This is a genomic window from Pseudomonas sp., from assembly GCF_048265905.1.
Classification (GTDB): domain Bacteria; phylum Pseudomonadota; class Gammaproteobacteria; order Pseudomonadales; family Pseudomonadaceae; genus Aquipseudomonas.
In genome coordinates, this window is sequence record NZ_JBLXAP010000002.1 from 67,952 (window position 1) to 93,937 (window position 25,986).

Below are 25,986 nucleotides of genomic sequence, written 5' to 3' on the forward strand. Positions count from 1 at the left end.
AACCGCGCGGCAGGCTTGCCTAGGCAGCAGCGCCGCGCGGTTAAGCTTTAATGACTTTTGAGATGCGCCATGAAGCTACTGATTCTCGACCGCGACGGGGTGATTAATCACGACTCCGACGCCTACATCAAATCCGTTGAAGAATGGATTCCCATCCCCAGTTCGATCACTGCGATTGCCGACTTGTCCAAAGCCGGCTGGACCATCGCCATCGCCACCAATCAATCCGGCATAGGGCGCGGTTACTACGGCGTAGCTGAACTTGAAGCCATGCACCAGCGCATGCGCCAACTGGTTGCAGAGCAGGGCGGTGAAATCGGCTTGATCATGTATTGTCCACATGGCCCGGATGAAGGCTGCGCTTGCCGCAAGCCAAAACCAGGCATGCTCCACAGCATCGCTGCGCATTATGGGGTTAACCTGAAGGGCATATGGTTTGTGGGGGACAGCAGTGGTGACCTACAAGCGGCCACGACCGTCGATTGTCAGCCAGTTTTGGTAAAAACCGGCAAAGGCGAGCGCACACTGGCCAAAGGATTGCCAGCCAATACCTTGATATTCGATGATCTGGCAGCAGTTGCTGGATACTTACTTAATCAATAAAACGCGGCTTGCCCGCGACGGTACATGCACTTATGTCGAAACTGCGGGCTATCAACATTTTCTTCTTCTACATCCTGCTGGCGACCAGTTCGTTTCTCTGGTGCACCCTGAGTTTTTTTATCGTGCCGTTTTTACCCTTTCGTGCACGCTACCGCTTCGTCAACCAAAACTGGTGCCGTTTTGCGGTTTGGCTGACCAGTGCCATGGTCGGCATCAAATATGAAGTCAAAGGCCTCGAGAATATCCCGGATACGCCTTGTGTGATTCTTTCCAAGCACCAAAGCACCTGGGAAACCTTCTTTCTTTCAGCCTTGTTTGAACCCCTCAGCCAAGTGCTCAAACGTGAGCTGTTGTATGTACCGTTCTTCGGCTGGGCAATGGCCATGCTCAAACCCATCGCCATTGACCGCAGCAATCCCAAGGCGGCGCTCAAGCAGCTTGCAAAACAGGGTCATGAGCGACTAAAGCTTGGCTGCTGGGTGCTGGTATTCCCTGAAGGCACGCGCATCCCGACGGGCCAGATTGGCAAGTTCTCACGCGGCGGCGCATCCCTTGCAGTAAATGCCAACTTACCGGTACTGCCAATCGCGCACGACGCTGGCAAATACTGGCCAAAAGAGGGTTGGGCTAAAAAGCCGGGCACCATTCAGGTAGTCATCGGTGAGCCAATGTACGCAGAAGGCACTGGCCCCCGCGCCATCGCCGAACTGAACGACCGGGCCTTCGCATGGGTAAGCAAGGCGCAACGTGATATTGGTTGCTTGCGCGATGAAGCAGCTGCCAACCCGGTAGATCAGCCACTTTAGGCAGGATAAAAACGGGACGAACGCAGCGAATCAGACTGCGTTAAAGATTTAGCCAATGACCTCAACTCACCGGCTCAAGCCACGCTTGAGCCCAATAGCTGACTGGGGTTATTGGCTAAACGTAGCAATAGCCCTAACTTAAGCCCACACCTTTCGACTAGTTTTTCACCTCTGCTGTAGATAACCGTCGCCACTCAAAATCGGCCGTTTACGCATGCCTTTGGCACTATCATCTGTTTTCGCTTAAAAGGGCTGAATCCCCACGTACACGGGGCCTCGGGACCGTACGCACCATAGCTGCGGAGCTTATAGCTTCGCCGCAAACTCGAAGACATGTGTCCTCTGGATGTGGCCAACAGCTGGAATACCATTTCCTGATTTCTCTAAAGTATTCCTCTGCGCTGACGAAGCACTCTTAATACACATAAGGAGTAGCTTAGATGAACGGTACGCGATTACTGCTTGGCCAAATTTTGTACGTTGTTTTGGTTGGGTCGTGCTCGGTGGCTGCTGCACCGATGACCGGGAGTCTCAATATACGAGGGCAGATTGTTGAACCTGCATGCAGCACTGAGGTATCAGCGGATCTCACGCTGATGCTTCAAGGATGTCCGTCAATCATCTCCGCAGGCAATATTCTCGAGGTAAAACGCGTTACTACAGTGACCAGTGTTGCAGCGGCAGATAATTCCAGCGTCGAAGCCAGGCTCATCACGAACAAGGAGCTGTCTGGCGCTGAATATGGCCAGGAGTACATACTGATCGACGCATCAGGTAAGACGATTCGGAGCGGTTCTTATGTGGTGAATATCAATTACCCGTGAAACGCCAGCTCAGCGTGCCGCAACAGAAGCTAGGGTTATGCTCAGGCAGTGCTTTCAGTGCGGTATTAGGCCAACCGTAGCGAACCAAGCGAATCTGTCCACCAGACTATGCTGGTCAGCAAGCGCCGGAAGCTGGGTCAATCCTGGCTCCTTCCGGGTAGCCTGCTGTCGCCAGAGCAAGCTATAGACGCTGATACCCATCTCAACCGCAATGGAGCGAGACGGAGTAGTCCTGCGCAGCCTCTATATCCATTTCTAGAGCGTTTAGCACGCGGCTTAAACCAACATCTCCACTCGAAGCTAAGCAACTGACTACAGGGCAGTATGATTTGATAGCACGCAATTCATTCGGTTGCCAAAAAATAGTCTGCTGCAATTAGCCATCACTGGACCGCTCTAATTTGTTACTTAGCATTGTGTAACTATATCCGCCGATATACTTGCTTAAGTACCCATTCACTACTCTAAAGTTTGTACTGCACATACTATCTTCCAACACATACCGTACATAACAGATCAAACAATCATATTCAGTAATGGCCACACAACATCAACCATTCCTATGATTGGTCTAAAAAATAACAATATCGTCATCTATATAGATACTCATATATGAATATCCAAATTGATATCCATTTAGCTGCACATTGCCTGCATATCATTTTCATGGATATTAAGTTTAATATACTAAAGTCACTTACAATCACGACCTAAACATACCAATGCCTGCCTTTTCACTGCCGCTTTTATTATACAAAGAGCCAGTACAGGCACATTAACCCACAGTCATATAATCGTGTTTCTATCTATGCGAGCTAGAAGGCATAGGCGTTTAATGTTCTACAGGAGCCAATTACAGAAACACTATTAAGCCGCTTTTGAAACTTAATGCATAATTGATATTGATATGCCATTGCTATTATTTGGCAGGAATACGTAGTGCTATAAATTGACATTTATAGCACTACGTAAGCCTCTACCGATCAACCAATCAGCCTGCAATTTAAGATAATCGCACTACGCCTTGCTAGCAGTTCGCAATGAACGCTATCAATTTAAATGGATTTAATGGGGCACAACATATGTCAACTAATACTGGCTCAATTCAGGTTGCCTTGATTGGTTCTGCTTGTCGTTTTCCCGGTGGGTCAAATACCTCTCAGGTATTTTTCAACAAACTTCTGACCGGTCAAAACTATGTCAGCCTAGTGCCGGAAGATCGTTGGTCAGTCGACAAGTTCTTCAATGAAAAGGATGCCGCAGGTAAAGCCTATGTCAGTTCTGGGCATTTTTTACGGGACTACGACTTTCGCGCATTCGATGCTGACTTTTTTAATTTTTCTCCCCGCGAGGTTGAAGCCCTCGACCCTCAGCAACGCCTTTTGCTGGAGCTGAGCTGGGAGGCCATGGAAAACGCCGGGCTGGATATTGAAAACATGGTTGGCTCGCAGACAGGGGTGTTTGTCGGTGGCTTTACCGTTGACCACCTGCTGAATCAGTTCAGCCCAAGCTCGCGACAAACCATCGGCGCCAATAGCGCGGCCGGGGCAACCCTTACCATGCTCTCGAACCGGATATCCTACGCATTTGATTTCCGTGGGCCGAGCCTGTCGGTTGATACAGCCTGTTCATCCTCAATGGTTGCATTGGCTCAAGCGGTGAACGCGATTCAAAGCAATCAATGCGATACCGCGCTTGTCGGTGGTGCCAACTTTATTTTGCGTCCTGAGTATTCGATCGCCATGTCAAAAGGGCGTTTTCTGGCAAAAGACGGTCGCTCAAAAAGCTTTGATTCACGCGCAGATGGTTACGGGCGAGGTGAGGGCGGTGGTGTAGTGGTGCTTAAAAACTATGCCGAGGCGCTGCGTGACGGCGACAACATACTCGCTCTTATCGAAGGCGCAGGTGTTAACCAGGATGGACGAACCAGCGGTATCACCGTACCCAACCCAGCCGCCCAACAAGCACTGATGCAACGCGTGCTTTCAGCTAGCGGGTTGAAAGCCAGCGATATCGATTACATCGAAGCCCACGGCACCGGAACACCTATTGGCGACCCGCTCGAAACACGCGCAATTGCCCAGGTTTACGGGTGTGATGGTGGTTGTGTCGTTGGTTCAGTCAAAGCCAACATTGGCCATCTTGAAGCCGCAGCAGGTGTCGCCAGCATTATTAAAGCGGTTGAAATGCTGCGTAATAACATAGTGCCGCCGATCGCCGGGCTGGAAACGGTAAATCCGCAAATCCCCAAGGAAGTACTGCTGCCGCGTAAGCCTACCGCCTTGAGTTTACGCAATCAGCCACGGCGCATTGCGATCAACTCCTTTGGCTATGGTGGCACCAACGCTCATGTAATTCTCAGCACCAATCCATCGCCCGCGCCCGACAAAAACTCAACACAGTCACTGGCATCATTCAAACTTTTGCCCCTTTCTGCCCGCGACCCCACAGCGCTGCGTGAGCGCGCCAGGCAGCTCGCCGAGCTGATGGATCAACCCAACTCACCTGCGCTGGACGACTTGCTCTACACCGCCAGCTTGCGCCGCTCACATATGAGTAATCGTGTGGCTGTCTGGGGCCAAACCAATGCAGAGATTGCTGAAGCTCTGCATGCTTTTTCAACCGACGACATAGGCCAAGCCGTCGAGGGCGTTCGACCATTCAATGCCAGCCCGCGTCTCGCCTTCGTCTACACCGGCATGGGCCCTCAATGGTGGGGCATGGGCCGAGAACTGCTACAAAGCAGTGCGATTTTCAGGGCGGCGCTTGAGCGTGCCGATTCAATCTTCCTTCAAATTTCCGGCTTTTCCATTCTTCAAGAAATGCTCTGCGATGAAGCTGACTCGCAAATCAAACGAACCGAATTGGCCCAGCCTGCCAACCTGATGATTCAAATTGGCCTGACGGCACTGCTTAACGCTGAAGGAATCAATGCCGATGCAGTGGTTGGCCATTCAGTTGGGGAAGTTGCCTCGGGTTGGGCGGCTGGCGCCTTGAGTCTGGAGCAAGCGCTGCTTGTGAGTTACCAGCGCAGCCGCATCCAAGCCAAGACAGCCAACACCGGGGCAATGCTTGCTATTGGCATGTCTGTCGATGAAGCAAGCAAGCTGCTTAAACCCTATGACGACCTTGTCTCGTTTGCAGCAATCAACTCGCCGAATAGCTTGACGGTCGCCGGCGACCGAACAGCACTGGAACAAATTCGCACCCAATGTGAAAGCAACAGTATTTTTGCGCGCATGCTCGATGTCGAAGTTCCTTATCACAGCCCGTTGATGGAGCCGCTCAAGCCTGAATTGCGCACCACACTGGCAAGCCTTAATCCTCAACCATCGAAGATCCCGCTGTACTCAACCGTTACCGCAAACCTGATCAATCAGGACCCAAACCACCACCTTGGTTTTGATGCCGAATACTGGTGCGACAACGTGCGTAACCCGGTGTACTTCGCCGATACGATCAACACCATGATTGATGATAGGTTTACCTTGTTCATCGAAGTTGGCCCGCACCCTGTGCTGCGCCGCTCGCTCGAAGAAATCTGTAATGCCCGCAATATTGCGCCACGTATCGCCTCTACATTGTGGATGAATAAGCCTGAACAACAGGCTGTGCAACATGCAGTGGCCGAGGTCTTCGCTCATGGCGCAAATGTTGATTGGGCTGTTCGAAGCCCACAAGGCTCGCTAGTTGAAATGCCAGTTTACCCTTGGCAACGCCAGATCTTGTGGAACGAAGCCAGTCACCAGGTCAACGATCGCCTTGAACAGCAACGCGCACCACTGAATGCGCTTGAGGGCGGAGCAGACCTGAATTTGCACCGCCTCAACTACTTGCTTGATCACGTGGTTGATGGCTCAGCCATCATGCCCGCCGCAGGCTTTCTCGAAGCCTTGTGTGAAAAAGCACGCAATCGCTGGCCCGAAAGCCAGGGGCTGATGATCTGCGATGTGCATATTCATCAAGCGCTGTTGATTGATCAAAGCCGTGCCGTGCACCTGCATGTGCAAATCGACCCAACGAGCCATCGCACCCAACTGTACTCAAAAGAAGTCGGCAGTCGCGAGGTTGGGCTGCTCCACGCTGAAGCCAGTCTTTACCCCTTCACAGGCTCGCCTGCTGCCTCGAGCATCAAGTTAGCCGAAGGTTTGGAACTGGAACAACTTGATGCGCAGTCACTTTACACACGACTTGCTGCAATGAAACTGCAGTACGGCCCAGCGTTTCAAGCGATCCAAACACTGCAGCGCAACCTGGCTTCCGGTATCGCAGTTGCAACCCTGAAACGGCCAGAATCTGCTGGTGAACCAGCCAGCGCCTACGTGCTTCATCCATCATTACTGGATGGATGCTTCCAGATGGCGTTGGTCCTCATGAGCAATGACGACGGCGCTTATCTACCTGTGTCTTTGCGTTCATTAGAGGTTTACGCCTCGCTACCAGAAAGCATTATCTGCCATGCCCAGATTGTTGAAAAAAGCGTTGCACAGGTCGTGTGTGACTTCGAGCTGTGCGATACCAATGGCCGCTTACTGGCGCGTCTGGACGGTTTGTATTGCCGATCACTCAATGGAGGAGAAAGCGGTGATGGTTATCCACAGGGCGACTATCAGCGCAGTTGGGTCGAGCAAGCCGATCTCAGTGCACAGGTCGATACCGATTGCACATTATTGGTCATTGGCAGTGACCAGAACTCACTCACGGACTGGTTAGCCAGCGCGGCCACAGAAAGTGTCAAACAGGTCTATCAATGCAGTTGGCAAGAGCTTGCCAACTTTCCCCAGTTAGACCATGTGACACGAGCCATCGTGGTCCCTGAATACAACTCGACAACCGATGTTGGACTCTGTGCAGACCAGCTTTGTCATTTGCTCGCCACCTTACAAACCCTAGCCCAGCAACGGCGCCAGTTACCTGTGCGGGTTGTTACACGCAATGCGCATTATGTGTTGCCGGGCGATACAGTGCAGCCGGCTCAAACTGCAATCGCAAGCTTCCTGCGCACTGCACGTAACGAGCTGAACAACCTCGATATTGCCTCAATCGATATCAGCGCCAATGCAGACCTGGTGGCAAGCGTTGTTAGCGAGGCACTAGCACTGCAGCAGATTGATGAGTTTGCGCTACGTGGCAACCAGCGTTTCGCAGCATCTCTGGTCCTCAGCGGTGAGTTGCGCACAGCCAAAGTTATCAACACATCCTCCAATAGCGATACCGGTGTGCAACTGGTACTTAAGCAAAAGCGCTATCAGGCCAGCTTGTTGCCTGCACAGCCCTTGGCCGAGCACGACTACGAGTTGCGTGTAGAGCATTTCGGCGTGCAACTGGCAAGCTCGGAGCCAGTTGGCGTGGTCGCTACAGTCACCCGCGCCGGCAGTAAGACCACCCGCTTTAGTCCAGGTGACCGGGTAGTTGGATTAGTCGCCAATCAACTGGCGAATGTATTGCAGGTCAATGAACAGCTCGGCGTCCTTGAAAAGATTGATGCGCGGCAAAGCATCAGTCCACTTCTGGCGCCAGTAGACGCACGCGCTGTGGCGTTACTCAATCGCATCGAACTGACATCAGGACAGTCAGCCCTGGTTAGCGAAGGCGTCCTTGGGGATGCCATCAGTCACCGCCTAACCCAATCTGGCGTAAACGTTTCACGAGTAACGAATAATTTCTGCAACTGGCCACGCCAGGAAACCCAGCAGGGTTACGATCTGCTCGCAGTGCCTTTGGTGCGTTGGAGCCATGAAGTGGGCTTCTTCACGCTTGCCACTGGCGGTCAGCTGATTGATCTCGGTAATGACGCCTCACCGCTGGCCTTACCCGCGCATTGCAACAGTGTATTGCGCATGCCTAACACCCTCTGCGCGCTGCACGCCAACAAGGGTTACCGCGCTGCTTTGCGCGAAGTAATCGCCGATGCGCCAAGCGACAACAACAAAACGCGGCTGGGCTTTAGCGCGCTTTTACAGGTCGAAGATGTCAACGACCTACCGAATGATTGGCTGACTCTGGACGTCAGCTCCGACCCCAGTATCTTCGAGGCTGCGGTAAGCGACCAGCCACTATTGCAGCGCAACGGTACCTATCTGGTAACCGGCGGCTTAGGAGGTTTTGGTAGCAAGGTGGCGCAATGGCTGGCAAGCAACGGGGCAGGGCACATTGTCTTGGTGGGACGCCGTGGCGGTGATACCCCGGGCGCCAAAGAGTTGCTGCAAAGCCTGCAGGAATATGGCGCACACACCAGCATCCATGCACTTGATATTGCTGACCTAAGCAAAGTCGAAGCATTGATCCGCACCATTCACACACCCCAACAACCGCTTTTGGGCATTTATCACGCAGCGGGTGTCGTCGCCGATCAGGCGCTTGAGCAAATGGAGCAGAAGGTTATCCACAGCGTCATGCTGCCCAAGGCAGCCGGAGCTTGGGCGTTGCACAAGGCAACGACCGAGATGGGGATCAATCTGCAGCAATTCGTCTTGTTCTCTTCCATCGCCAACCTGATTGGCAACAGCCGTCAGGCCAACTACTGCGCGGCCAATGGCTTTCTGGATGGCCTGGCAAACTTACGTCAGAGCTATGGCCAGAACGCACTGAGCATCCACCTCGGCGGTGTTATTGGCACAGGCATGCTCGATGACGATGAGCGCACAAGCCAACATCTCTTGAGGATAGGCATCACCTTGATCAGCCCTAAGCTGGCCTTGCAAGGTATCGGCCGAGCACTGGCTAAAGGTTTAACTCAAGTTGCGATCAGCGAACTGCTGCATTTCGATAAATGGGCCGCCTACGAAAGCATGGCCAACGCCTCACCCGCCTATCTTGAATTGATTTCCGCCAGTGGCGCCGCTAGCTCTGCGGACAGTTCATTGCTCGACCAACTGCACCAGGCGTTGCGCGAAATGGAGGAGGGCGAGGCCCAGTTGATTCTCCAGCAACTGATTGCCGAAGTGGTTGCCGCAACCATCAAGACCAACCCTGAACGCTTGAAACCTGACTTGACCTTCGACTTTTTCGGCGTCGACTCATTGAGTTCGACCGACATCAAATTACAGCTCGAACAAAAGCTTGGAGTCAGTTATTCGGTCATCGAATTGCTCGGCGCAGCCACCATCGCTGCGCTTGCCGAGCGCGCATTAATGCAAATTGCAGCCACCTGAAAGAAGCGTCTAACTATCTGATATTTAATGGATTAAATTATGAATGACAAGTCAAAGTCGCAGATTGATTCTCTGCTCGCAAAAGTTCGTTCAGGTATCGCTCGTAACGCTTCGGAGCCGGTCGTCAATCAGGATTTGCAGGCACCAGATGCAAGCAAATACCCCGAGTACAGCTTGGTGAAGAGCATTAAATCGCTATACAACGACGACAGTGCAATCAGCAACCCGTACTTCCTGGCGCGCAGTGGCGAGGTGTCCAGCAACCTGCAGATTGCTGGCAATGACTACATCACCTTCTCCAACTATAACTACCTCGGTCTTTCCCATGACCCAAGGGTAAAAGCCGCGGTACATCAGGCCGTGGATCAATACGGTTGCCACGCCGGGGCGGCGCGCATGGTGGGAGGCGAAATTGAACTGCACGCCCAGCTTGAGCAAGAACTGGCGGAGTTCACCGGTTTTGAAGCCGTCAGTGTTGGCGTTGGCGGCTACAGCGCCAATGTTTCAGTGATTGGCTATCTGCTCGATAAGCAAGACCTGATCATCCATGACGAGTACATGCACAACAGTGCAATCATGGGCTCGGTGATGTCTGGAGCCCGGCGTATAGCCTTTGCTCACAATGACATGGCCGCACTCGACCGGCTGTTAAGTGAAAACCGCCCGCATTATCGCCGCGCGCTGATTCTGGTCGAAGGCGCCTACAGCATGGACGGTGATCTGGTCGATTTGCCCGGTGTTGTCGCCCTGAAGAAAAAGCACGGCGCCTGGCTGATGATTGATGAAGCGCACTCAGTTGGCACTGTAGGCAAAACCGGTCGTGGCGTTTGCGAGCACTTTGCGGTGAACACTGCAGAGGTCGACCTGATCATCGGTACCTTGTCCAAAAGCTTTGCCAGTTGCGGTGGTTTTGTCGCCGGTAAAAAACAGCTTATTGAATTGCTGCATCACTTTTGTCCTGGATTGTTGCTTTACAGCACCGGGATCAGCCCAGCCAACACTGCGGCAGCTCTGGCAGCCGTGCGCTTGGCTAGCGCCGAGCCTGAGCGGGTAGAGCGCCTGCAACACAACGCCGAGCGCTTCAAACAGATGGCCGAGGAGCGCGGGCTGGATTGCCGTTCCTCGCTGGCGGGCGTGCCGATCATTCCACTGATGATCAAGGACGAGCGCGCTTTGCAACTGATGTCCAAACTCCTCGATAACTCAATTATTGCCCATGCGGTGATGCACCCGGTGGTGCCACGTGAAGCGGCACGCCTGCGCTGTTTTATCAGCCACGACCACGACGAAACGATGTTCGCTCGCACGCTCGACCTGTTGGTCAAAGACGCCAGCTCGGCGCTCTAGACACCTCTGAGTTATCCACAGACATGGAAGCCTGTTATGAAGATTAAATTACCCCTGACACTGCTCGCCACCGGCATGCCCCTCGCCATCAGCACAGCTGTACTCGCGCAAACTGTCACATCTGCTCCAAGCGCGGAGACCGCCAAGCGCGGTACCGAGATAGCCAATATGGTTAATGACAATGACTCAGGATTTGTCGATTACAAAACCACTGGCAACATGACGATCAAACGCCCGGGCGGCGCGACAGCCGATCGTAGCTTTCAGATGTACACCCTTGAGTCGCCCAACACGGGTGACAAACGTCTGGTGGTGTTTGAAACCCCACGCGACCTGGCAGGGTTCGTCTCTCTGACCTACAACAACCCGGGCGCACCGGATGATCAGTGGATATTTTTACCCGCGCTGAATCGAGTGAAGCGCCTGGCCTCACGTGACAAAACAGGTTCATTCGGTGGCTCTGAGTTTTCTTACGAAGACATCGCGACTTGGGAGCTGAGCAGCTACACCTACGCCTTTATCAAAGACCAACCCTGTGGCGAGCCAGCAACGACCTGTCACACCATCGCCAACTTCCCCAAGTACCAATATTCCGGTTACTCGAAACTCGTTGAAACCATTGATCCACGTATCTGGCAACCGCGAAAAATTGTTTATTTCGACAAGGCCGGGCGTGAACTCAAGCGCTTGGATTTTTACGACTACAAACAATATCAGGGTAAGTACTGGCGTCCAGACCGGATCGTCATGACCAATCTGCGTGACAACTCAGTCTCTGAAATCAAATGGAGCAGCTACGCGTTCAAAACTGGCCTTAAAGAATCAGACCTGACAGACAGCCGCATGGCGTTCTGGTCGCGCTGATGAGCAAACACTTATCAACAGCCTTTCTCGGAGTGCTGGTGATTTCATATCTGCTGCCCGCGCACGCCGCTAGCGTGCGTGGGTCAGTGGGCGTTGAGGCAAACCTTTACTTTGACGCCCCTCTGTACGATGAGCAGAGCAACAGCGATGTACTTGGCTCATGCTATGCAGACATCAACTTCGCGGCTCAATCCGAATCGGGCAATCGTTACGACCTTTCAGCATTCGCCCGTATTGCGCCTGATCGACAACACAGCGTAACCGGCGATATACGCCAAGCATCATTGTGGATAAGCCAGGCGCAAGCCGATTACAAATTTGGTGTGCTCTCTGAAACCTGGGGCATGCTCGAAGCGTGGAGCCCGGTGGATATCATCAATCAGCGGGACATGGCTGAAGACTTTCAGGGCAAGGTAAAGCTTGGGCAACCCGGTGCTGTAGCCGCTTTTAAGCTCGATGACTCGGTACTGTCGCTGTACAGCACAACCTACGCCCGTGAGCGACGATTTGGCGAGGGCAGGGACCGTTTACGCATACTCCCGGCACCGATTGTTGATGACGATTATGACCGGGGCCGTTGGGCGCCTGACTTTGCTGCACGTTATCAATTTCGCCTCGGCGAACGTATTGATATCGCTGTATCCCAGTTCAAGGGACACACCCGCGAGCCGGTGCTCCAGGCACTTGCAGATCGCAACGGGGTTTATGCTTTTACCGCTGAATATCAGACCATCGAGCAAACCGGGCTTGAGGCGCAATACGTCTACGGCGACAGCGTTTTCAAATCCGAGGTGATCTATCAAGATGGGGCTGAAGATTCATTCTTCGGAGGCGGGGTCGGGGCCGAAACTAGCTTTACCAGTTGGCTTGGGGGCTTGGGTGATCTGACGTTGTATGCCGAGTTCTACCACGACGACCGTTCCGACCGAGCACCAATCACGCCGTTTCAACGCGATGTATTTACCGGGGTGCGCTATAGCTTCAACGACCTCAACGGACAGATGCTCGAACTGCGTAATACCCATGATCTTGAGTGGCAATCCAACCTTATTGATCTGCGCGCCTCACGCCGGATGTTTAACGATGGCGTGCTCTCGCTTTCGTTCATAAAAATCGATAACGCCAAGAAGGACCCAGCGCTGCAAGGCTTTCGCAACGATGGATACTTCAAGATTGGCTATGCCTGGTACTACTAAGGTTCCCTAACTTCCTTGCTCCATGGATGGTGATACGTCATGAATACTGGAAATGCTGTGGAGAAAAGTCCACGCAATACGCTTCATGCAAGGATGATGGTTTGGCTGCACGGCTACGCCACTTGGGTCACTTCCAATCCTTGGAAAGTACTGATCGCTTCATTGCTGGTTGCCATCGCATTCAGTGCAGGTATGTCGCAACTGACCTTCCGCAGTGACAGCCGGATCTTCTTTGCTGATAACAATTCCGACCTGATTGCGCTCGAAAAATTTGAGCAGATCTACGGTCGTAATGACACCCTGGTATTTGTAATCAGGGCGCAGCAGGGTGACTTATTCACCCCAGTTACTTTAAACGCCATCAGCACACTGACCGATCAGGCCTGGAACCTGCCCAACGTGAAACGGGTGGACTCGCTGACCAATTTCCAGCGCGTCCAGGCTGTTGGCGATGACATTAATATCGATCAATTACTGCGCACCGGTGACCCGTTATCAGTTGCGGATGCGCGGCAACTGAAGGCAATGTCGAAGCTAGAGCCGATGCTTATTGGTCGTATGGTTTCGCAAGACGGACGTCTTGGCTTGGTCGCGGTTAACTTCCGTTTTGCCGCAGACACAGTGTCTGAGCAAACAGCACAGTCCATGCAAGCAGCACAAAAGCTTGCCGAGCAATTCAAGCAGAGCAACCCACAACTGGATCTTGGCTTGTCCGGTTCAATTGCCTTGGACAGTGCCTTTGTCGAAGCCAGTACCTACGACAGTTCAGTGCTTCTACCCAGCATGGTTATCGTGCTGCTTGCCGTTATTTTCCTGGTCCTGCGTTCGGCAGCCGGCTCCTTTGCAACCTTCGCAGTTATCGCCCTTGGAACCACAAGCGCGCTAGGTATTGCCGCGTTGCTGGCCGTGCCTTTGTCGTCACCCAGCGTTGTTGCACCTAATATTATTCTGACCATCGCCTGTTGCGACTGTATCCACATCTGCTCCGGCATGATGCGCTTACGGCGCGAAGGCTTATCTCGCAAAGAATCAGTCAAAGCGGTATTGATCGAATGCTGGTGGGCCGTGACATTGACCACAATCACCACAGCAATTGGTTTTCTTTCGTTGCTGTTCAGTGCAGTTCCGCCATTTGCTCATCTAGGCATCATTGTCGCACTGGGTTCGTTAATGGCTTGGCTGCTGACCTTGACCTTCCTCCCGGCACTTCTCTGTGTACTGCCAGGGAAAGCGGTCAAGGCTATTCCTGCGGAGCGTTTAAGCCTCAGTGTTTCTGCCGTAGTAATTAAACATCCGCGTAATATTCTGCTCGGTGTCAGTTTGATTTCCCTCTCCCTGAGCGCATTTTCATTCACCAATACCCTTGATGACCGCTACGTCCGCTACTTTGATCAAAGTTTTGAATTCCGCCAGGCAACAGACTTGCTCAACCAAGAGCTCGGTGGTTTCTACACCCTGGAGTTCTCGCTGGATTCGGGAACGGCGGGTGGCATCAGTGATCCTGCTTACCTCACACAAGTCGAACAGTTTTCCGCGTGGCTTCGCAAGCAACCTGGAGTAACCCATGTCGATGGTTTGCCCGAGATCATCAAAACCCTGAACCGGGCCATGAGCGGCGGTGCTCAAACACAATACAAACTGCCTTCCTCAACGGCTGTCTCCAGCCAATTCCTGGCACTTTATGAGATGTCATTACCGTTCGGAACCGACCTTAAAAATCAGCTGACTGCTGATAAACGCAGTTCTCGTCTGTCGGTGAACCTCACTGATGTTTCCACCGCGCGCATGGCTGAACTGCAAGATCAAGCCTACAGCTGGGCTCAACAAAACACGCCAATCATTGCTGACTCTGCTCAGGCTACCGGGACTTCATTGCTATTTGCCCACATTGGTAACCGCAATATTCATGAAATGCTCAAGGGCATGCTTATCGGTGTTTTCGCAGTGTGGTTAGTCTTTATCGTTGCCTTTCGCTCGCTGGGTTTAAGTCTTATCGGCAGTGTGGCAAACCTCATTCCCGCACTTGTGACCTTGGGCATTTGGGCATTGGTAAACGGTGAGGTCGGCATGGCTGTCGCCACTGTGGCCTCTGTGACCTTCGGGGTTGTGGTCGACGATACCATTCATATGCTGACTACTTACTCACGCTTACGCAGGGAAGGGCAGTCGGCCTACCAGGCGGTAGAAAACAGCTTCGCAACGGTGGGCACCGGCATGATAACCATGACCTTTGCCTTAGCCGCCGGCTTTGCCTGCCTGGCATTTTCCGGCTTCCAGATTAACGCCTGGATGGGTCTTATGGCATCCATCACCATCCTTGTTGCACTACTCTTCGACCTGCTGTTTATCCCGGCAATTCTATTGGTCTTTGCGCCCAAATCTCGTCCAGACCAGCTAGCGCTATAAATCTCTTCAGTCTTATTCGCTTAAAGCATAAAAAACCCCAGCGTTTCACGGCTGGGGTTTTTATTGGTTTGGCTTTAACCGTCGGCAAATTATACGTCGAGGTTTGACACCGCCAAGGCGTTGGTTTCGATGAAGTCACGGCGTGGTTCTACTTCGTCACCCATCAGGGTGTTGAAGATCTGATCGGCGGCGATGGCGTCTTCGATACGCACTTTAAGCATGCGGCGCACGTCTGGGTCCATGGTGGTTTCCCAGAGTTGGTCTGGGTTCATTTCACCCAGACCTTTGTAGCGCTGGACGCTGTGGCGCTTGGTGCTTTCAGTCATCAGCCAGTTAAGTGCTTCCTTGAAGGTCGCTACCGGCTTCTTACGCTCACCACGCTGCACGTAGGCACCTTCTTCCAACAGGCTGTTGAGCTGATCGCCCAAACTGGTAACGGTCTTGTAATCGTTACTGCCGAAGAAGTCGCGGTTGAAGATGATATAGCTCGAGTTACCGTGCGAGATCAGTTCAACTTCCGGTACCCACAAATGACGCTCGGTGTCTTCGTGCAGACGCGTTTTGTAAACCAGTCCGGATTTTTCGGTGGTCTTCAAACGTGTCTCAAACTGTGCCAACCAGCTTTCCATCATGGCTTTGTTTGCAAGCTGCTCAAGGCTGACGCCTGGCAGATACACGAAGTGCTCAGTCAATTCCTGAGGGTACAGGCGCGACAAACGCTTAAGGGTCTTCATCACCAACCGGTAATCGTTAACCAAACGCTCCAGAGAGGCTCCTGAGAGGCCCGGTGCATTCTCGTTAACGTGCAGGCTGGCATCTTCAAGGGCAGATTGGGTCATGTATTCTTCCATGGCCTCATCGTCTTTGATGTACTGCTCTTGCTTACCTTTCTTGACCTTGTACAACGGCGGCTGGGCAATGTAGATATAGCCGCGTTCAACCAGCTCCGGCAACTGACGGAAGAAGAAGGTCAGGAGCAGGGTACGAATGTGCGAACCGTCGACGTCAGCATCGGTCATGATGATGATGTTGTGATAACGCAGCTTGTCGATGTTGTATTCATCGCGGCCAATACCGCAGCCGAGAGCGGTGATCAGCGTGCCCACTTCCTGGGAAGAAATCATCTTGTCGAAACGTGCTTTTTCGACGTTGAGAATCTTACCTTTGAGCGGCAGGATCGCCTGAGTCTTGCGGTTACGGCCCTGCTTCGCAGAACCGCCCGCGGAGTCCCCTTCCACTATGTAGAGTTCAGAAAGCGCTGGGTCTTTCTCTTGGCAATCCGCCAATTTTCCTGGCAAACCTGCAATATCCAAAGCACCTTTGCGGCGAGTCATTTCACGAGCTTTTCGTGCGGCTTCACGGGCACGGGCAGCATCGATCATTTTGCCGACAACAGCTTTAGCTTCATTTGGGTTTTCCAGCAGGAAGTCAGAGAAGTATTTACCCATCTCTTGCTCAACTGCAGTTTTAACCTCAGATGAAACCAGTTTGTCTTTGGTCTGCGAACTGAATTTTGGATCAGGTACCTTGACCGAAATAATCGCAGTCAAGCCTTCACGGGCGTCATCACCAGTGGTTGAAATCTTGTGCTTCTTAGCCAGGCCTTCCTGCTCAATGTAAGCATTGAGGTTACGGGTCAGGGCAGAGCGGAAGCCCGCAAGGTGGGTACCACCATCGCGCTGCGGAATGTTGTTGGTGAAGCACAACAGGTTCTCGTTGAAGCTATCGTTCCACTGCAAGGCAACTTCAACACCGACACCGTCATCACGCTGTACGGTGAAGTGGAAGACCTGATTGACTGCTGTCTTGTTGTGGTTAAGGTATTCAACGAAGGCACGCAGGCCACCTTCGTACTTGAACAGTTCTTCCTTGGCGGTACGTTCATCCTTGAGCACGATGCCCACGCCCGAGTTCAGGAATGACAATTCACGCAGACGCTTGGCCAAGATATCCCAGCTAAAATGGATGTTGGCAAAGGTATCTTCAGACGGCTTGAAGTGGATCTGAGTACCGCTGGTATCGGTATCGCCTACAGGTGCAATCGGAGCCTGTGGCACGCCATGTACATAGGTCTGTTCCCAGACTTTGCCAGCACGGCGAATGGTCATCACCAATTCTTTAGACAGTGCGTTTACGACCGAAACACCCACACCGTGCAAACCACCAGAAACTTTGTAGCTGTTGTCATCGAATTTACCGCCAGCGTGCAATACGGTCATGATGACCTCTGCAGCTGAAACACCTTCTTCCTTGTGAATATCGACCGGAATACCACGGCCGTTATCACGTACGGTAATCGATTCATCAGGATGAATAATGATGGTGATTTCGCTGCAATGGCCGGCCAATGCTTCGTCGATCGAGTTATCAACCACCTCGAACACCATGTGGTGCAGGCCGCTGCCATCGTCGGTATCACCGATATACATACCAGGTCTTTTGCGCACGGCATCAAGGCCTTTTAAGACCTTAATGTTATTGGAGTCGTACGTTTGATTTTCGCTCATGCCTTCATCACTCCTGGTGGTCGTGGGTCTGGGTGATACTGCCATGTTCCACGTGGAACATGGCAACTGGCGTGTCCGTGCGCCAGCCTTCCCGCAACAATTCATGGTCTACACAAGTGATAAACACTTGGCAGTTCAAATCATCTAATAACTTACAAAGCGCACGTCGGTGATGCTCATCCAGTTCTGACGGCAAGTCATCCACCAGATATATGCACTGACCTCGCTTTGCCTGATCAACCAAATGGCCCTGCGCAATGCGCAGCGCACAAACAACTAATTTCTGCTGACCCCGTGAAAGAATGTCAGCAGCATTGTGACCACTTAAACGCAAACGCAAATCAGCGCGTTGCGGGCCAGCTTGGGTGTGACCAATTTGTTGGTCACGGGCCAGCGTAGAGGCCAAAACTTCTATAAGTGGGCGATCCTTATCCCAACCTCGGTAATAACTGAGGCTTAAGCCTTCAAGTTCGACCAGCTCGCTTAAGGTCTGTTCGAATACCGGCTTAAGGGCTTGTATATAGGCACGTCTGTAGCTATCAATCTCATCGCTCGCCAGACACAGCTCTCGGTCCCAGGCCGCTTGTGACGCGGCATCAAGTGTACCATGTCGCAGCCATGAGTTCCGCTGCCTTAACGCCTTCTGTAGGCGCTGCCAAGCAGGTAGAAAACGAGGTTCCACGTGGAACACTCCCCAATCCAGAAACTGCCTACGGATTTTGGGAGCGCCTTCAAGCAAGCGGAAACTGTCTGGATTGATTAACTGCAGAGGCAAGGTTTCAGCAAGTTGCGTGGCGCTGCGAGCATTCTCGCCATCAATACGAATTTTGAAGTCGCCTTGCCGTTGCCGCGATACACCTAAACTGGCTTGACGACCGTCAGCTAACTGAACTTGTCCGAAAACAGTACAGGCGGGTTGATCGTATTGAATAACCGGAAGCAAACGCGTGCTGCGAAAAGATCGAGCAAGGCCAAGCAGATGGATGGCTTCAAGCAAGCTGGTTTTACCGCTGCCATTTGCGCCGTGGAGAATATTGATACGCGGGGAGGGAGAAATTGTCACCGGGTGCAGATTACGCACCGCGGTGACATTGACGCGGCTTAGGGACATTAACTAGTTACAAACGCATCGGCATAACGACGTAAGCAGAGTCGTCGTTGTCAGCTTCTTGGACCAGTGCGCTGCTGTTGGAGTCAGACAGGATCAAACGAACTTGATCCGTTGTCATAACGCCCAGTACATCCAGCAGATAGCTAACGTTAAAGCCAATTTCCAGAGCGCTGCCGTTGTAATCAACTGCGGTTTCTTCTTCAGCTTCTTCCTGTTCAGGGTTGTTTGCTTGAATTTTCAGCAAACCTGATTCCAGTTGCAGTCGAATACCGCGGTACTTTTCGTTCGACAGAATTGCGGTACGGCTGAATGCTTCACGTAGCCCCTGACGATCAGCGATAACGATCTTGTCGCCGCCACGCGGCAGCACACGCTCGTAGTCAGGGAACTTACCGTCAACCAATTTCGAGGTGAAGGTGAACTCACCTGTGGTCGCACGGATGTGATGTTGACCTAGAACGATGCTGACAACGCCGTCCTGCTCAGTCAGTAGGCGCGCTAGTTCAAGGATACCTTTACGCGGAACAATCACTTGGTGACGCTCAACGTTTTCGATTTCAGCTTGCATTGAGCACATGGCCAAGCGGTGGCCGTCAGTCGCAACAGCTCGCAGGATGCCGGTTTGCACCTCAAGCAGCATACCATTCAGGTAGTAACGAACATCCTGTTGGGCCATGGCAAAGCTAGTGCGCTCAATCAAACGGCGTAACTTGCTCTGCACCAGGTCAAACGTCAGTGAGCCTGGTCCTTCTTCAACTGTTGGGAAGTCGTTAGCCGGGAGGGTTGAGAGGCTAAAGCGACTACGCCCAGCTTTAACCAATAGCTTTTGTTCATCGACACGAATGTCGATCAAGGCATCGCTCGGTAAGCTTTTGCAAATATCCATCAACTTACGTGCCGGTACGGTGATTTCACCTGGCTCAGCAGCATCTTCCAAAGTTACTCGGCCAACCAGTTCTACCTCGAGATCTGTACCGGTCAGCGATAGCTGCTGGCCTTCAACTACTAATAGCACGTTCGAGAGAACCGGCAAGGTCTGGCGGCGTTCCACGACGCCTGTGACCAGTTGCAGAGGTTTCAACAGGGCTTCGCGTTGAATTGTGAAATGCATGGTCTAGTCCCTTGCCTTGTGGATTTGCGTATTAAGTTGTCAGTGTGCGCAACAAGTTTTTGTAGTCCTCGCGGATATCCGCGTCGGATTCCCTAAGTTCAGCAATCTTACGGCATGCGTGCAACACCGTGGTGTGATCACGACCGCCAAAGGCATCACCAATTTCAGGCAGGCTATGGTTGGTCAATTCCTTAGACAGCGCCATAGCCACCTGCCGTGGGCGCGCAATAGAACGCGAACGACGCTTGGACAACAGATCAGAAATCTTGATCTTGTAGTACTCAGCTGCCGTGCGCTGAATATTATCAATACTTACCAGCTTATCTTGCAGCGCAAGCAGATCCTTCAACGACTCACGAATAAGCTCAATCGTAATGTCACGCCCCATAAAGTGCGAGTGGGCAATTACGCGTTTAAGCGCGCCTTCAAGCTCACGCACGTTGGAGCGTATACGCTGAGCAATAAAGAAGGCTGCATCGTGAGGCAAGTCTACTTTGGCTTGATCAGCCTTTTTCATCAAGATAGCAACGCGTGTTTCCAACTCAGGTGGCTCAACGGCCACCGTTAACCCCCACCCGAAACGCGATTTTAGACGTTCTTCAAGGCCTTCGATTTCTTTCGGATAGCGGTCGCTGGTCAGAATGACTTGTTGGCCACCTTCCAGTAAGGCATTGAAAGTATGGAAAAACTCTTCTTGAGAACGTTCTTTCTTGGCAAAAAATTGAATATCATCAATAAGTAATGCATCAACAGAACGGTAAAACCGTTTGAACTCGTTGATTGCATTGAGCTGCAGAGCTTTAACCATGTCAGCGACAAACCGTTCGGAATGCAGGTACACAACCTTGGCATTCGGGTTTTTCTGCAACAGGTGGTTACCCACAGCGTGCATAAGGTGAGTTTTACCCAAGCCTACACCGCCATACAAAAATAGTGGGTTATAACCATGTTTCGGGTTATCTGCCACTTGCCAGGCAGCAGCGCGCGCCAGTTGGTTCGATTTACCTTCAACGAAGTTATCAAAGGTAAATGTGCGATTGAGATAACTGGTGTGCTTAAGCGCACCCTCAACCTGTACTGCACGCTCAGTACGCGGTGGCTGTGCAGCAGGAGCAGTATTAGCTGAACCATCGAAACGCGAACGCTCTGGATTCACCTGAGGCTCTACTTGGGGAGCAGAGGTCACCTGAGCCGGCACAATTGGAGCAGGTACTGCAGCCGGTGGCGGAGTCGGTGTAGTGACCGCACGCGGCTTAGCGCTACGCTTGCTTCCTATTAATAAGGAAAGCGCAGGCACCAACCCCTCGGAGCGCTCAGAGAGCAATTCAAGCAGGCGAGTGATGTACTTATCATTGACCCAATCGAGTACAAAACGGTTAGGCGCATATACACGGAGCTCGTCGCCTTCGGCTTCGACCTGCAATGGACGAATCCAAGTGTTGAATTGCTGAGCAGGCAGCTCATCACGCAGAAGTTCTACGCATTGCTGCCAAAGTTCCACAGACACTGACATCCCCTAGATCGAAAGGCGGTGAGGCAAAATCAGTCGCTATTGTAGCCTCCGAGCTCTGAGTTATCCACACGTAAAAATGCCAGTGGCTATATAAAATCAACACCTTAATGAAGAATCCGGCCGACAAACGGGAGCGCAGGAACCCTGTGGATAACTGCCTATCAGCTCTTGGGATAAGCCTGCGCATAAACTATCGATAACTCTACCTGTGGATAAAATAGCATTTCATCCTCAGCTTATACGCTGCATCCACACAGTTGCAGCACGGTTTTTGGACAACCTTGCTATCTGCTAGAACCCATATCTATAAAGGCCTGTAGCCACTTATACACAGATACTTGGCTGCATAGTTATTACATACACATCTAAAGATCTTTAAATAATCTCTTCTCTTTATCTATATCTAAACGAAAAGAGATGAAAGACATGCTGGTTGGAAATTGACCTATCCCTCGGGTTTCTCTACAATCGCCGGTCTCTTAAAACGGGGGCCATTCCGGCCCGTTGTCGATCAACCAGGTAACACACCATGAAACGCACTTTCCAACCAAGCACCATCAAACGCGCTCGCACCCATGGCTTCCGTGCTCGCATGGCTACCAAGAACGGCCGTGCTGTCCTGTCGCGTCGCCGCGCCAAGGGCCGTGCTCGTCTCGCCGTTTAATTTTTCTGTCTTGTGGTGAGTCGAGGCTTCAGCCGGGACAAGCGTTTGCTAACCCCCCGGCAATTCAAGGCAGTCTTCGACTCCCCTAGCGGTAAAGTTCCGGGTAGAAATGTCCTGCTGCTTGCGCGCAACAACGACCTAGATCATCCCCGTTTGGGCTTGGTGATCGGTAAAAAGAGCGTAAAGCTCTCAGTTGAGCGCAATCGCCTTAAACGCCAGATTCGCGAAACGTTCCGCCAGAGTCAGGACAACCTGACCGGTTGGGATATCGTGATTGTGGCGCGTAAAGGACTGGGCGATTTAGAGAATGTTGAACTTGCCCAGCAATTCAACAAGCTCTGGAAACGCCTTGCTCGCAGCAAACCCAGCCCTGAAGTAGCCGTCCCTTCTGGGGTGAGTGACAAACCGAATGCGTAAACTGGCTCTAGCTCCAATCCAGTTTTACCGTTACGCCATCAGCCCACTGATGGCGAGTCATTGTCGCTTTTATCCAAGCTGCTCTTGCTACGCGTATGAGGCCATTGAACAACATGGCGTCATACGTGGCGGCTGGCTGACCCTGCGTCGGTTAGGTCGCTGCCACCCATGGAATCCCGGCGGCTACGATCCGGTTCCCCTTGCGAATAAATCCCGTACCTCTTCGATGGCCGAATAATCATGGATATCAAACGCTCGATCCTGATCGTCGCCCTGGCAGTCGTGTCCTATATGATGGTTCTTCAGTGGAACCAGGACTACGGTCAAGCTGACTACCCGACTCAGAATACGACAGTAACTTCCAACACCTCCGCCGATCTGCCTGATACGCCTGTCGCTGAAAACACCAGCGCTGGTGATATCCCGGCTGTCGCCAATACCGAGCAACTCAAGCCTGACACCACTCAGATTGCCAAAGGCAATGATCTGATTCGGGTCAAGACTGATGTGCTGAACTTGGCGATCGACCCACGTGGCGGTGATGTTGTGCAACTTACGTTGCCTCAGTATCCACGTCGCCAAGATCGTCCAGACGTACCTTTCCAGTTGTTCGATAACGGCAACGAGCGTATTTATTTGGCGCAAAGTGGCCTGATCGGCAGCAACGCTCCGGATAAGTCCAGCGGTCGTGCATTGTGGAGCAGTGCGCAGAAGAGCTACGAACTGGCTGATGGCCAAGACCAGTTGGTGGTTGACCTGACGCTCAGCGATGGGGGTGTCAATTACATCAAGCGCTATACCTTCAAGCGTGGCTTGAACCCTGAGTGCTCGGCCAAAGAGCAAATGCTCAAGAAGCCAGGCTGTATCGATCCGTCGTCGTATAAGGTTGATGTTAAATACCTGATCGACAACCAGAGCGGTGCGGCGTGGAGCGGCAACATGTTTGCCCAGCTCAAGCGCGACGACAGCGATGATCCGTCGAAGACAACAGCGACCAGCACTGCGACCTATCTGGGCGCGGCAATGTCGACTCCTGATTCGACTTATCAAAAAGTGTCGATGAAAGACATCGACAAAAAGCCAGTCAAAGAAACCGTCAGCGGTGGCTGGATTGCTTGGCTGCAGCACTACTTCGTCACTGCTTGGGTGCCGGATCAGAGCGAAAACAACGTCATTCAGACGCGCAAAGACAGTCAGGGTAACTACATTGTCGGTTACACCAGCCCAGCTCTTAGCGTTGCGGCGGGTAGCACAGGTGAAATCGGTGCCTCTCTGTATGCGGGTCCGAAAATTCAGAAGTACCTGGGCAGCCTCTCGCCAGGTCTTGAACTGACCGTCGACTACGGCATTCTATGGTTCCTCGCGCAACCAATCTTCTGGTTGCTGCAACATATCCACAGCATTCTGGGCAACTGGGGTTGGTCGATTATTGTTCTGACCTGCATCATCAAGCTGATTTTCTTCCCTCTGTCGGCTGCCAGCTACAAGTCGATGGCACGCATGCGTGCAGTAGCGCCGAAAATGGCTGCGCTGAAAGAGCAGTTTGGCGATGATCGCCAGAAAATGTCTCAAGGCATGATGGAGCTGTACAAGAAAGAGAAGATCAACCCCTTGGGTGGTTGCTTGCCGATTCTGGTGCAGATGCCGGTGTTCCTTGCTCTCTACTGGGTACTTCTGGAAAGCGTGGAAATGCGCCAGGCCCCATGGATGTTCTGGATCACCGATCTGTCGATTAAAGATCCGTTCTTTATTCTGCCGATCATCATGGGCGCTTCGATGTTCATCCAGCAGCAGCTGAACCCGACACCACCGGACCCGATGCAAGCAAAAGTGATGAAAATGATGCCAATCATCTTCACCTTCTTCTTCCTCTGGTTCCCTGCTGGTCTGGTTATGTACTGGGTTGTGAACAACTGCTTGTCGATCGCACAGCAGTGGTACATTACGCGCAAGATTGAAGCCGCAACCAAAGCAGCTGAAGCCAAATAGCCAAGTGCAACTGGCTAAGCTGTAAACAAAACGCCCCTCTTTAGGGGCGTTTTGCTATGTTGCCTGTGGATAAGATTTCGGAGAGAACCATGCAAGTAGCTGGTGAAACCATCGCAGCAGTCGCCACCGCCCAAGGTCGCGGCGGTGTTGGTATCGTTCGGGTGTCCGGACCATTGGCTGGAGCAATGGCTCAGGCGTTTTGCCAGCGTGAGTTGAAACCACGCTATGCGCACTACGGCCCTTTCTATAGCGAAGCGGATACCGTGCTTGATGAAGGCTTGGCACTGTATTTCCCGGGGCCCAACTCGTTTACTGGCGAAGATGTGCTGGAACTGCAAGGGCATGGCGGCCCCGTGGTACTCGATCTATTGCTGCGCCGCTGTGTACAACTCGGTGCGCGTCTGGCCAAGCCCGGTGAGTTCAGCGAGCGTGCATTTCTCAACGATAAGCTCGATCTGGCGCAAGCAGAAGCAATTGCCGACTTGATTGAAGCCAGCTCAGAGCAAGCCGCGCGCAACGCATTGCGCTCGTTGCAGGGTGAATTCTCAAGGCGCGTGCATGGTTTAACCGAGCGCCTGATCAGCCTGCGTATTTATGTTGAAGCTGCGATCGACTTCCCGGAAGAAGAGATCGACTTTCTCGCCGATGGCCACGTATTGCGCTTGCTTGAAGAAGTCCGCGCTGAATTGCTCAATGTAGTCCGTGAAGCCGGGCAGGGCGCATTGCTGCGCGATGGGATGACGGTGGTCATTGCCGGGCGACCCAACGCAGGGAAATCGAGCTTGCTCAATGCCCTAGCTGGACGCGAAGCGGCGATTGTGACCGAGATTGCCGGCACCACTCGCGATGTTTTGCGTGAACATATCCACATCGACGGCATGCCATTGCACGTGGTTGATACCGCCGGCTTGCGTGATACCGATGATCATGTGGAAAAGATCGGAGTTGAGCGTGCGCTAAAAGCAATATCTGAAGCTGACCGCATATTGCTTGTGGTTGATGCGACTGCACCAGAAGCCGCGGATCCGTTTATGTTATGGCCGGAATTTCTCGACCTGCGCCCGGACCCAGCAAAAGTAACCTTGATCCGCAACAAAGCAGACCTAAGCAAAGAGCCTGTGTCGATTGAGGTGAGTAACGACGGGCACGTCACTATTAGCTTATCTGCCAAATCAACGGAAGGTCTGGATTTGCTGCGTGAACACCTTAAAGCCTGCATGGGTTATCAACAGACCTCCGAAAGCAGCTTTAGCGCTCGGCGTAGGCATCTGGATGCTCTCCATCAAGCCCAGACCCATCTTGATCACGGTTATGCACAGCTCACCCTTGCAGGCGCAGGTGAGCTACTTGCAGAAGACCTGCGTCACGCTCAACAGGCCTTGGGCGAAATTACCGGGGCATTTAGCTCTGATGACCTGCTGGGGCGGATCTTTTCAAGTTTCTGCATCGGCAAATAATCTGCCAATCAGACTGA

Annotated in this window: 17 protein-coding genes; 13 read left to right on the top strand and 4 right to left on the bottom strand. The window is 52.4% G+C overall.

Features of this window, described 5'->3' with window-relative positions:
• Positions 1 to 69 precede the first annotated feature (69 nt).
• From gmhB to ACN0UH_RS03585, 8 genes are all read left to right on the top strand, one after another.
• Positions 70 to 603, top strand: coding sequence for a D-glycero-beta-D-manno-heptose 1,7-bisphosphate 7-phosphatase (gene gmhB, locus ACN0UH_RS03550; protein WP_417660774.1), 534 nt, complete (start codon positions 70 to 72; stop codon positions 601 to 603).
• A 32-nt stretch (positions 604 to 635) separates the two neighbouring features.
• Positions 636 to 1,409 carry a lysophospholipid acyltransferase family protein gene (locus tag ACN0UH_RS03555; RefSeq protein WP_417660775.1) on the top strand — a complete coding sequence of 258 codons (774 nt, stop codon included), beginning with the start codon at positions 636 to 638 and terminating at the stop codon, positions 1,407 to 1,409.
• 440 nt (positions 1,410 to 1,849) lie between these two features.
• A complete protein-coding gene (locus tag ACN0UH_RS03560) occupies positions 1,850 to 2,233 on the top strand; it encodes a type 1 fimbrial protein (RefSeq protein WP_417660776.1) in 384 nt (127 codons plus the stop codon).
• A gap of 1,082 nt (positions 2,234 to 3,315) precedes the next feature.
• Positions 3,316 to 9,387 (top strand): type I polyketide synthase, encoded by a 6,072-nt coding sequence (locus tag ACN0UH_RS03565; protein WP_417660777.1) that lies wholly within the window; start codon positions 3,316 to 3,318, stop codon positions 9,385 to 9,387.
• A gap of 39 nt (positions 9,388 to 9,426) precedes the next feature.
• On the top strand, positions 9,427 to 10,734 hold the full coding sequence (locus ACN0UH_RS03570; RefSeq protein ID WP_417660778.1) for an aminotransferase class I/II-fold pyridoxal phosphate-dependent enzyme: 1,308 nt from the start codon (positions 9,427 to 9,429) through the stop codon (positions 10,732 to 10,734).
• Between the two features lie 36 nt (positions 10,735 to 10,770).
• The gene (locus ACN0UH_RS03575; protein WP_417660779.1) at positions 10,771 to 11,598 is read left to right on the top strand and encodes an outer membrane lipoprotein-sorting protein; all 828 of its coding nucleotides are present in this window, start codon (positions 10,771 to 10,773) and stop codon (positions 11,596 to 11,598) included.
• Entirely contained in the window at positions 11,598 to 12,794 is a 1,197-nt protein-coding gene (locus ACN0UH_RS03580) for a hypothetical protein (protein WP_417660780.1), read from the top strand. Before ACN0UH_RS03575 ends, ACN0UH_RS03580 begins: the two co-directional genes overlap by 1 nt.
• 39 nt (positions 12,795 to 12,833) lie before the next feature.
• On the top strand, positions 12,834 to 15,200 hold the full coding sequence (locus ACN0UH_RS03585; RefSeq protein WP_417660781.1) for an efflux RND transporter permease subunit: 2,367 nt from the start codon (positions 12,834 to 12,836) through the stop codon (positions 15,198 to 15,200).
• A gap of 89 nt (positions 15,201 to 15,289) precedes the next feature.
• Here ACN0UH_RS03585 and gyrB read toward each other — a convergent pair whose 3' ends face one another.
• From gyrB to dnaA, 4 genes are read right to left on the bottom strand one after another with little or no spacing between them, the layout of a single operon-like run.
• Positions 15,290 to 17,707, bottom strand: a complete 2,418-nt coding sequence (gene gyrB / locus ACN0UH_RS03590) for a DNA topoisomerase (ATP-hydrolyzing) subunit B (protein ID WP_087514858.1) — start codon at positions 17,705 to 17,707, stop codon at positions 15,290 to 15,292.
• Between the two features lie 7 nt (positions 17,708 to 17,714).
• A complete protein-coding gene (recF, locus tag ACN0UH_RS03595) occupies positions 17,715 to 18,818 on the bottom strand; it encodes a DNA replication/repair protein RecF (protein WP_087514857.1) in 1,104 nt (367 codons plus the stop codon).
• 7 nt (positions 18,819 to 18,825) lie between these two features.
• Positions 18,826 to 19,929 carry a DNA polymerase III subunit beta gene (dnaN, locus tag ACN0UH_RS03600; protein ID WP_417660782.1) on the bottom strand — a complete coding sequence of 368 codons (1,104 nt, stop codon included), beginning with the start codon at positions 19,927 to 19,929 and terminating at the stop codon, positions 18,826 to 18,828.
• Between the two features lie 31 nt (positions 19,930 to 19,960).
• Positions 19,961 to 21,436 (bottom strand): chromosomal replication initiator protein DnaA, encoded by a 1,476-nt coding sequence (dnaA, locus tag ACN0UH_RS03605; protein ID WP_417660783.1) that lies wholly within the window; start codon positions 21,434 to 21,436, stop codon positions 19,961 to 19,963.
• Positions 21,437 to 21,971: 535 nt separating this feature from the next.
• Here dnaA and rpmH point away from each other — a divergent pair.
• The 5 genes from rpmH to mnmE all read left to right on the top strand — a co-directional run bounded on the left by rpmH (position 21,972) and on the right by mnmE (position 25,969).
• The gene (gene rpmH, locus ACN0UH_RS03610) at positions 21,972 to 22,106 is read left to right on the top strand and encodes a 50S ribosomal protein L34 (RefSeq protein WP_003213577.1); all 135 of its coding nucleotides are present in this window, start codon (positions 21,972 to 21,974) and stop codon (positions 22,104 to 22,106) included.
• A 15-nt stretch (positions 22,107 to 22,121) separates the two neighbouring features.
• A complete protein-coding gene (rnpA, locus tag ACN0UH_RS03615) occupies positions 22,122 to 22,523 on the top strand; it encodes a ribonuclease P protein component (RefSeq protein ID WP_087518908.1) in 402 nt (133 codons plus the stop codon).
• Entirely contained in the window at positions 22,516 to 22,761 is a 246-nt protein-coding gene (gene yidD, locus ACN0UH_RS03620; RefSeq protein ID WP_417660784.1) for a membrane protein insertion efficiency factor YidD, read from the top strand. Before rnpA ends, yidD begins: the two co-directional genes overlap by 8 nt.
• A gap of 2 nt (positions 22,762 to 22,763) precedes the next feature.
• Entirely contained in the window at positions 22,764 to 24,512 is a 1,749-nt protein-coding gene (gene yidC, locus ACN0UH_RS03625; protein WP_417660785.1) for a membrane protein insertase YidC, read from the top strand.
• An 89-nt stretch (positions 24,513 to 24,601) separates the two neighbouring features.
• Positions 24,602 to 25,969, top strand: coding sequence for a tRNA uridine-5-carboxymethylaminomethyl(34) synthesis GTPase MnmE (gene mnmE / locus ACN0UH_RS03630; protein WP_417660786.1), 1,368 nt, complete (start codon positions 24,602 to 24,604; stop codon positions 25,967 to 25,969).
• Positions 25,970 to 25,986: the final 17 nt, after the last annotated feature.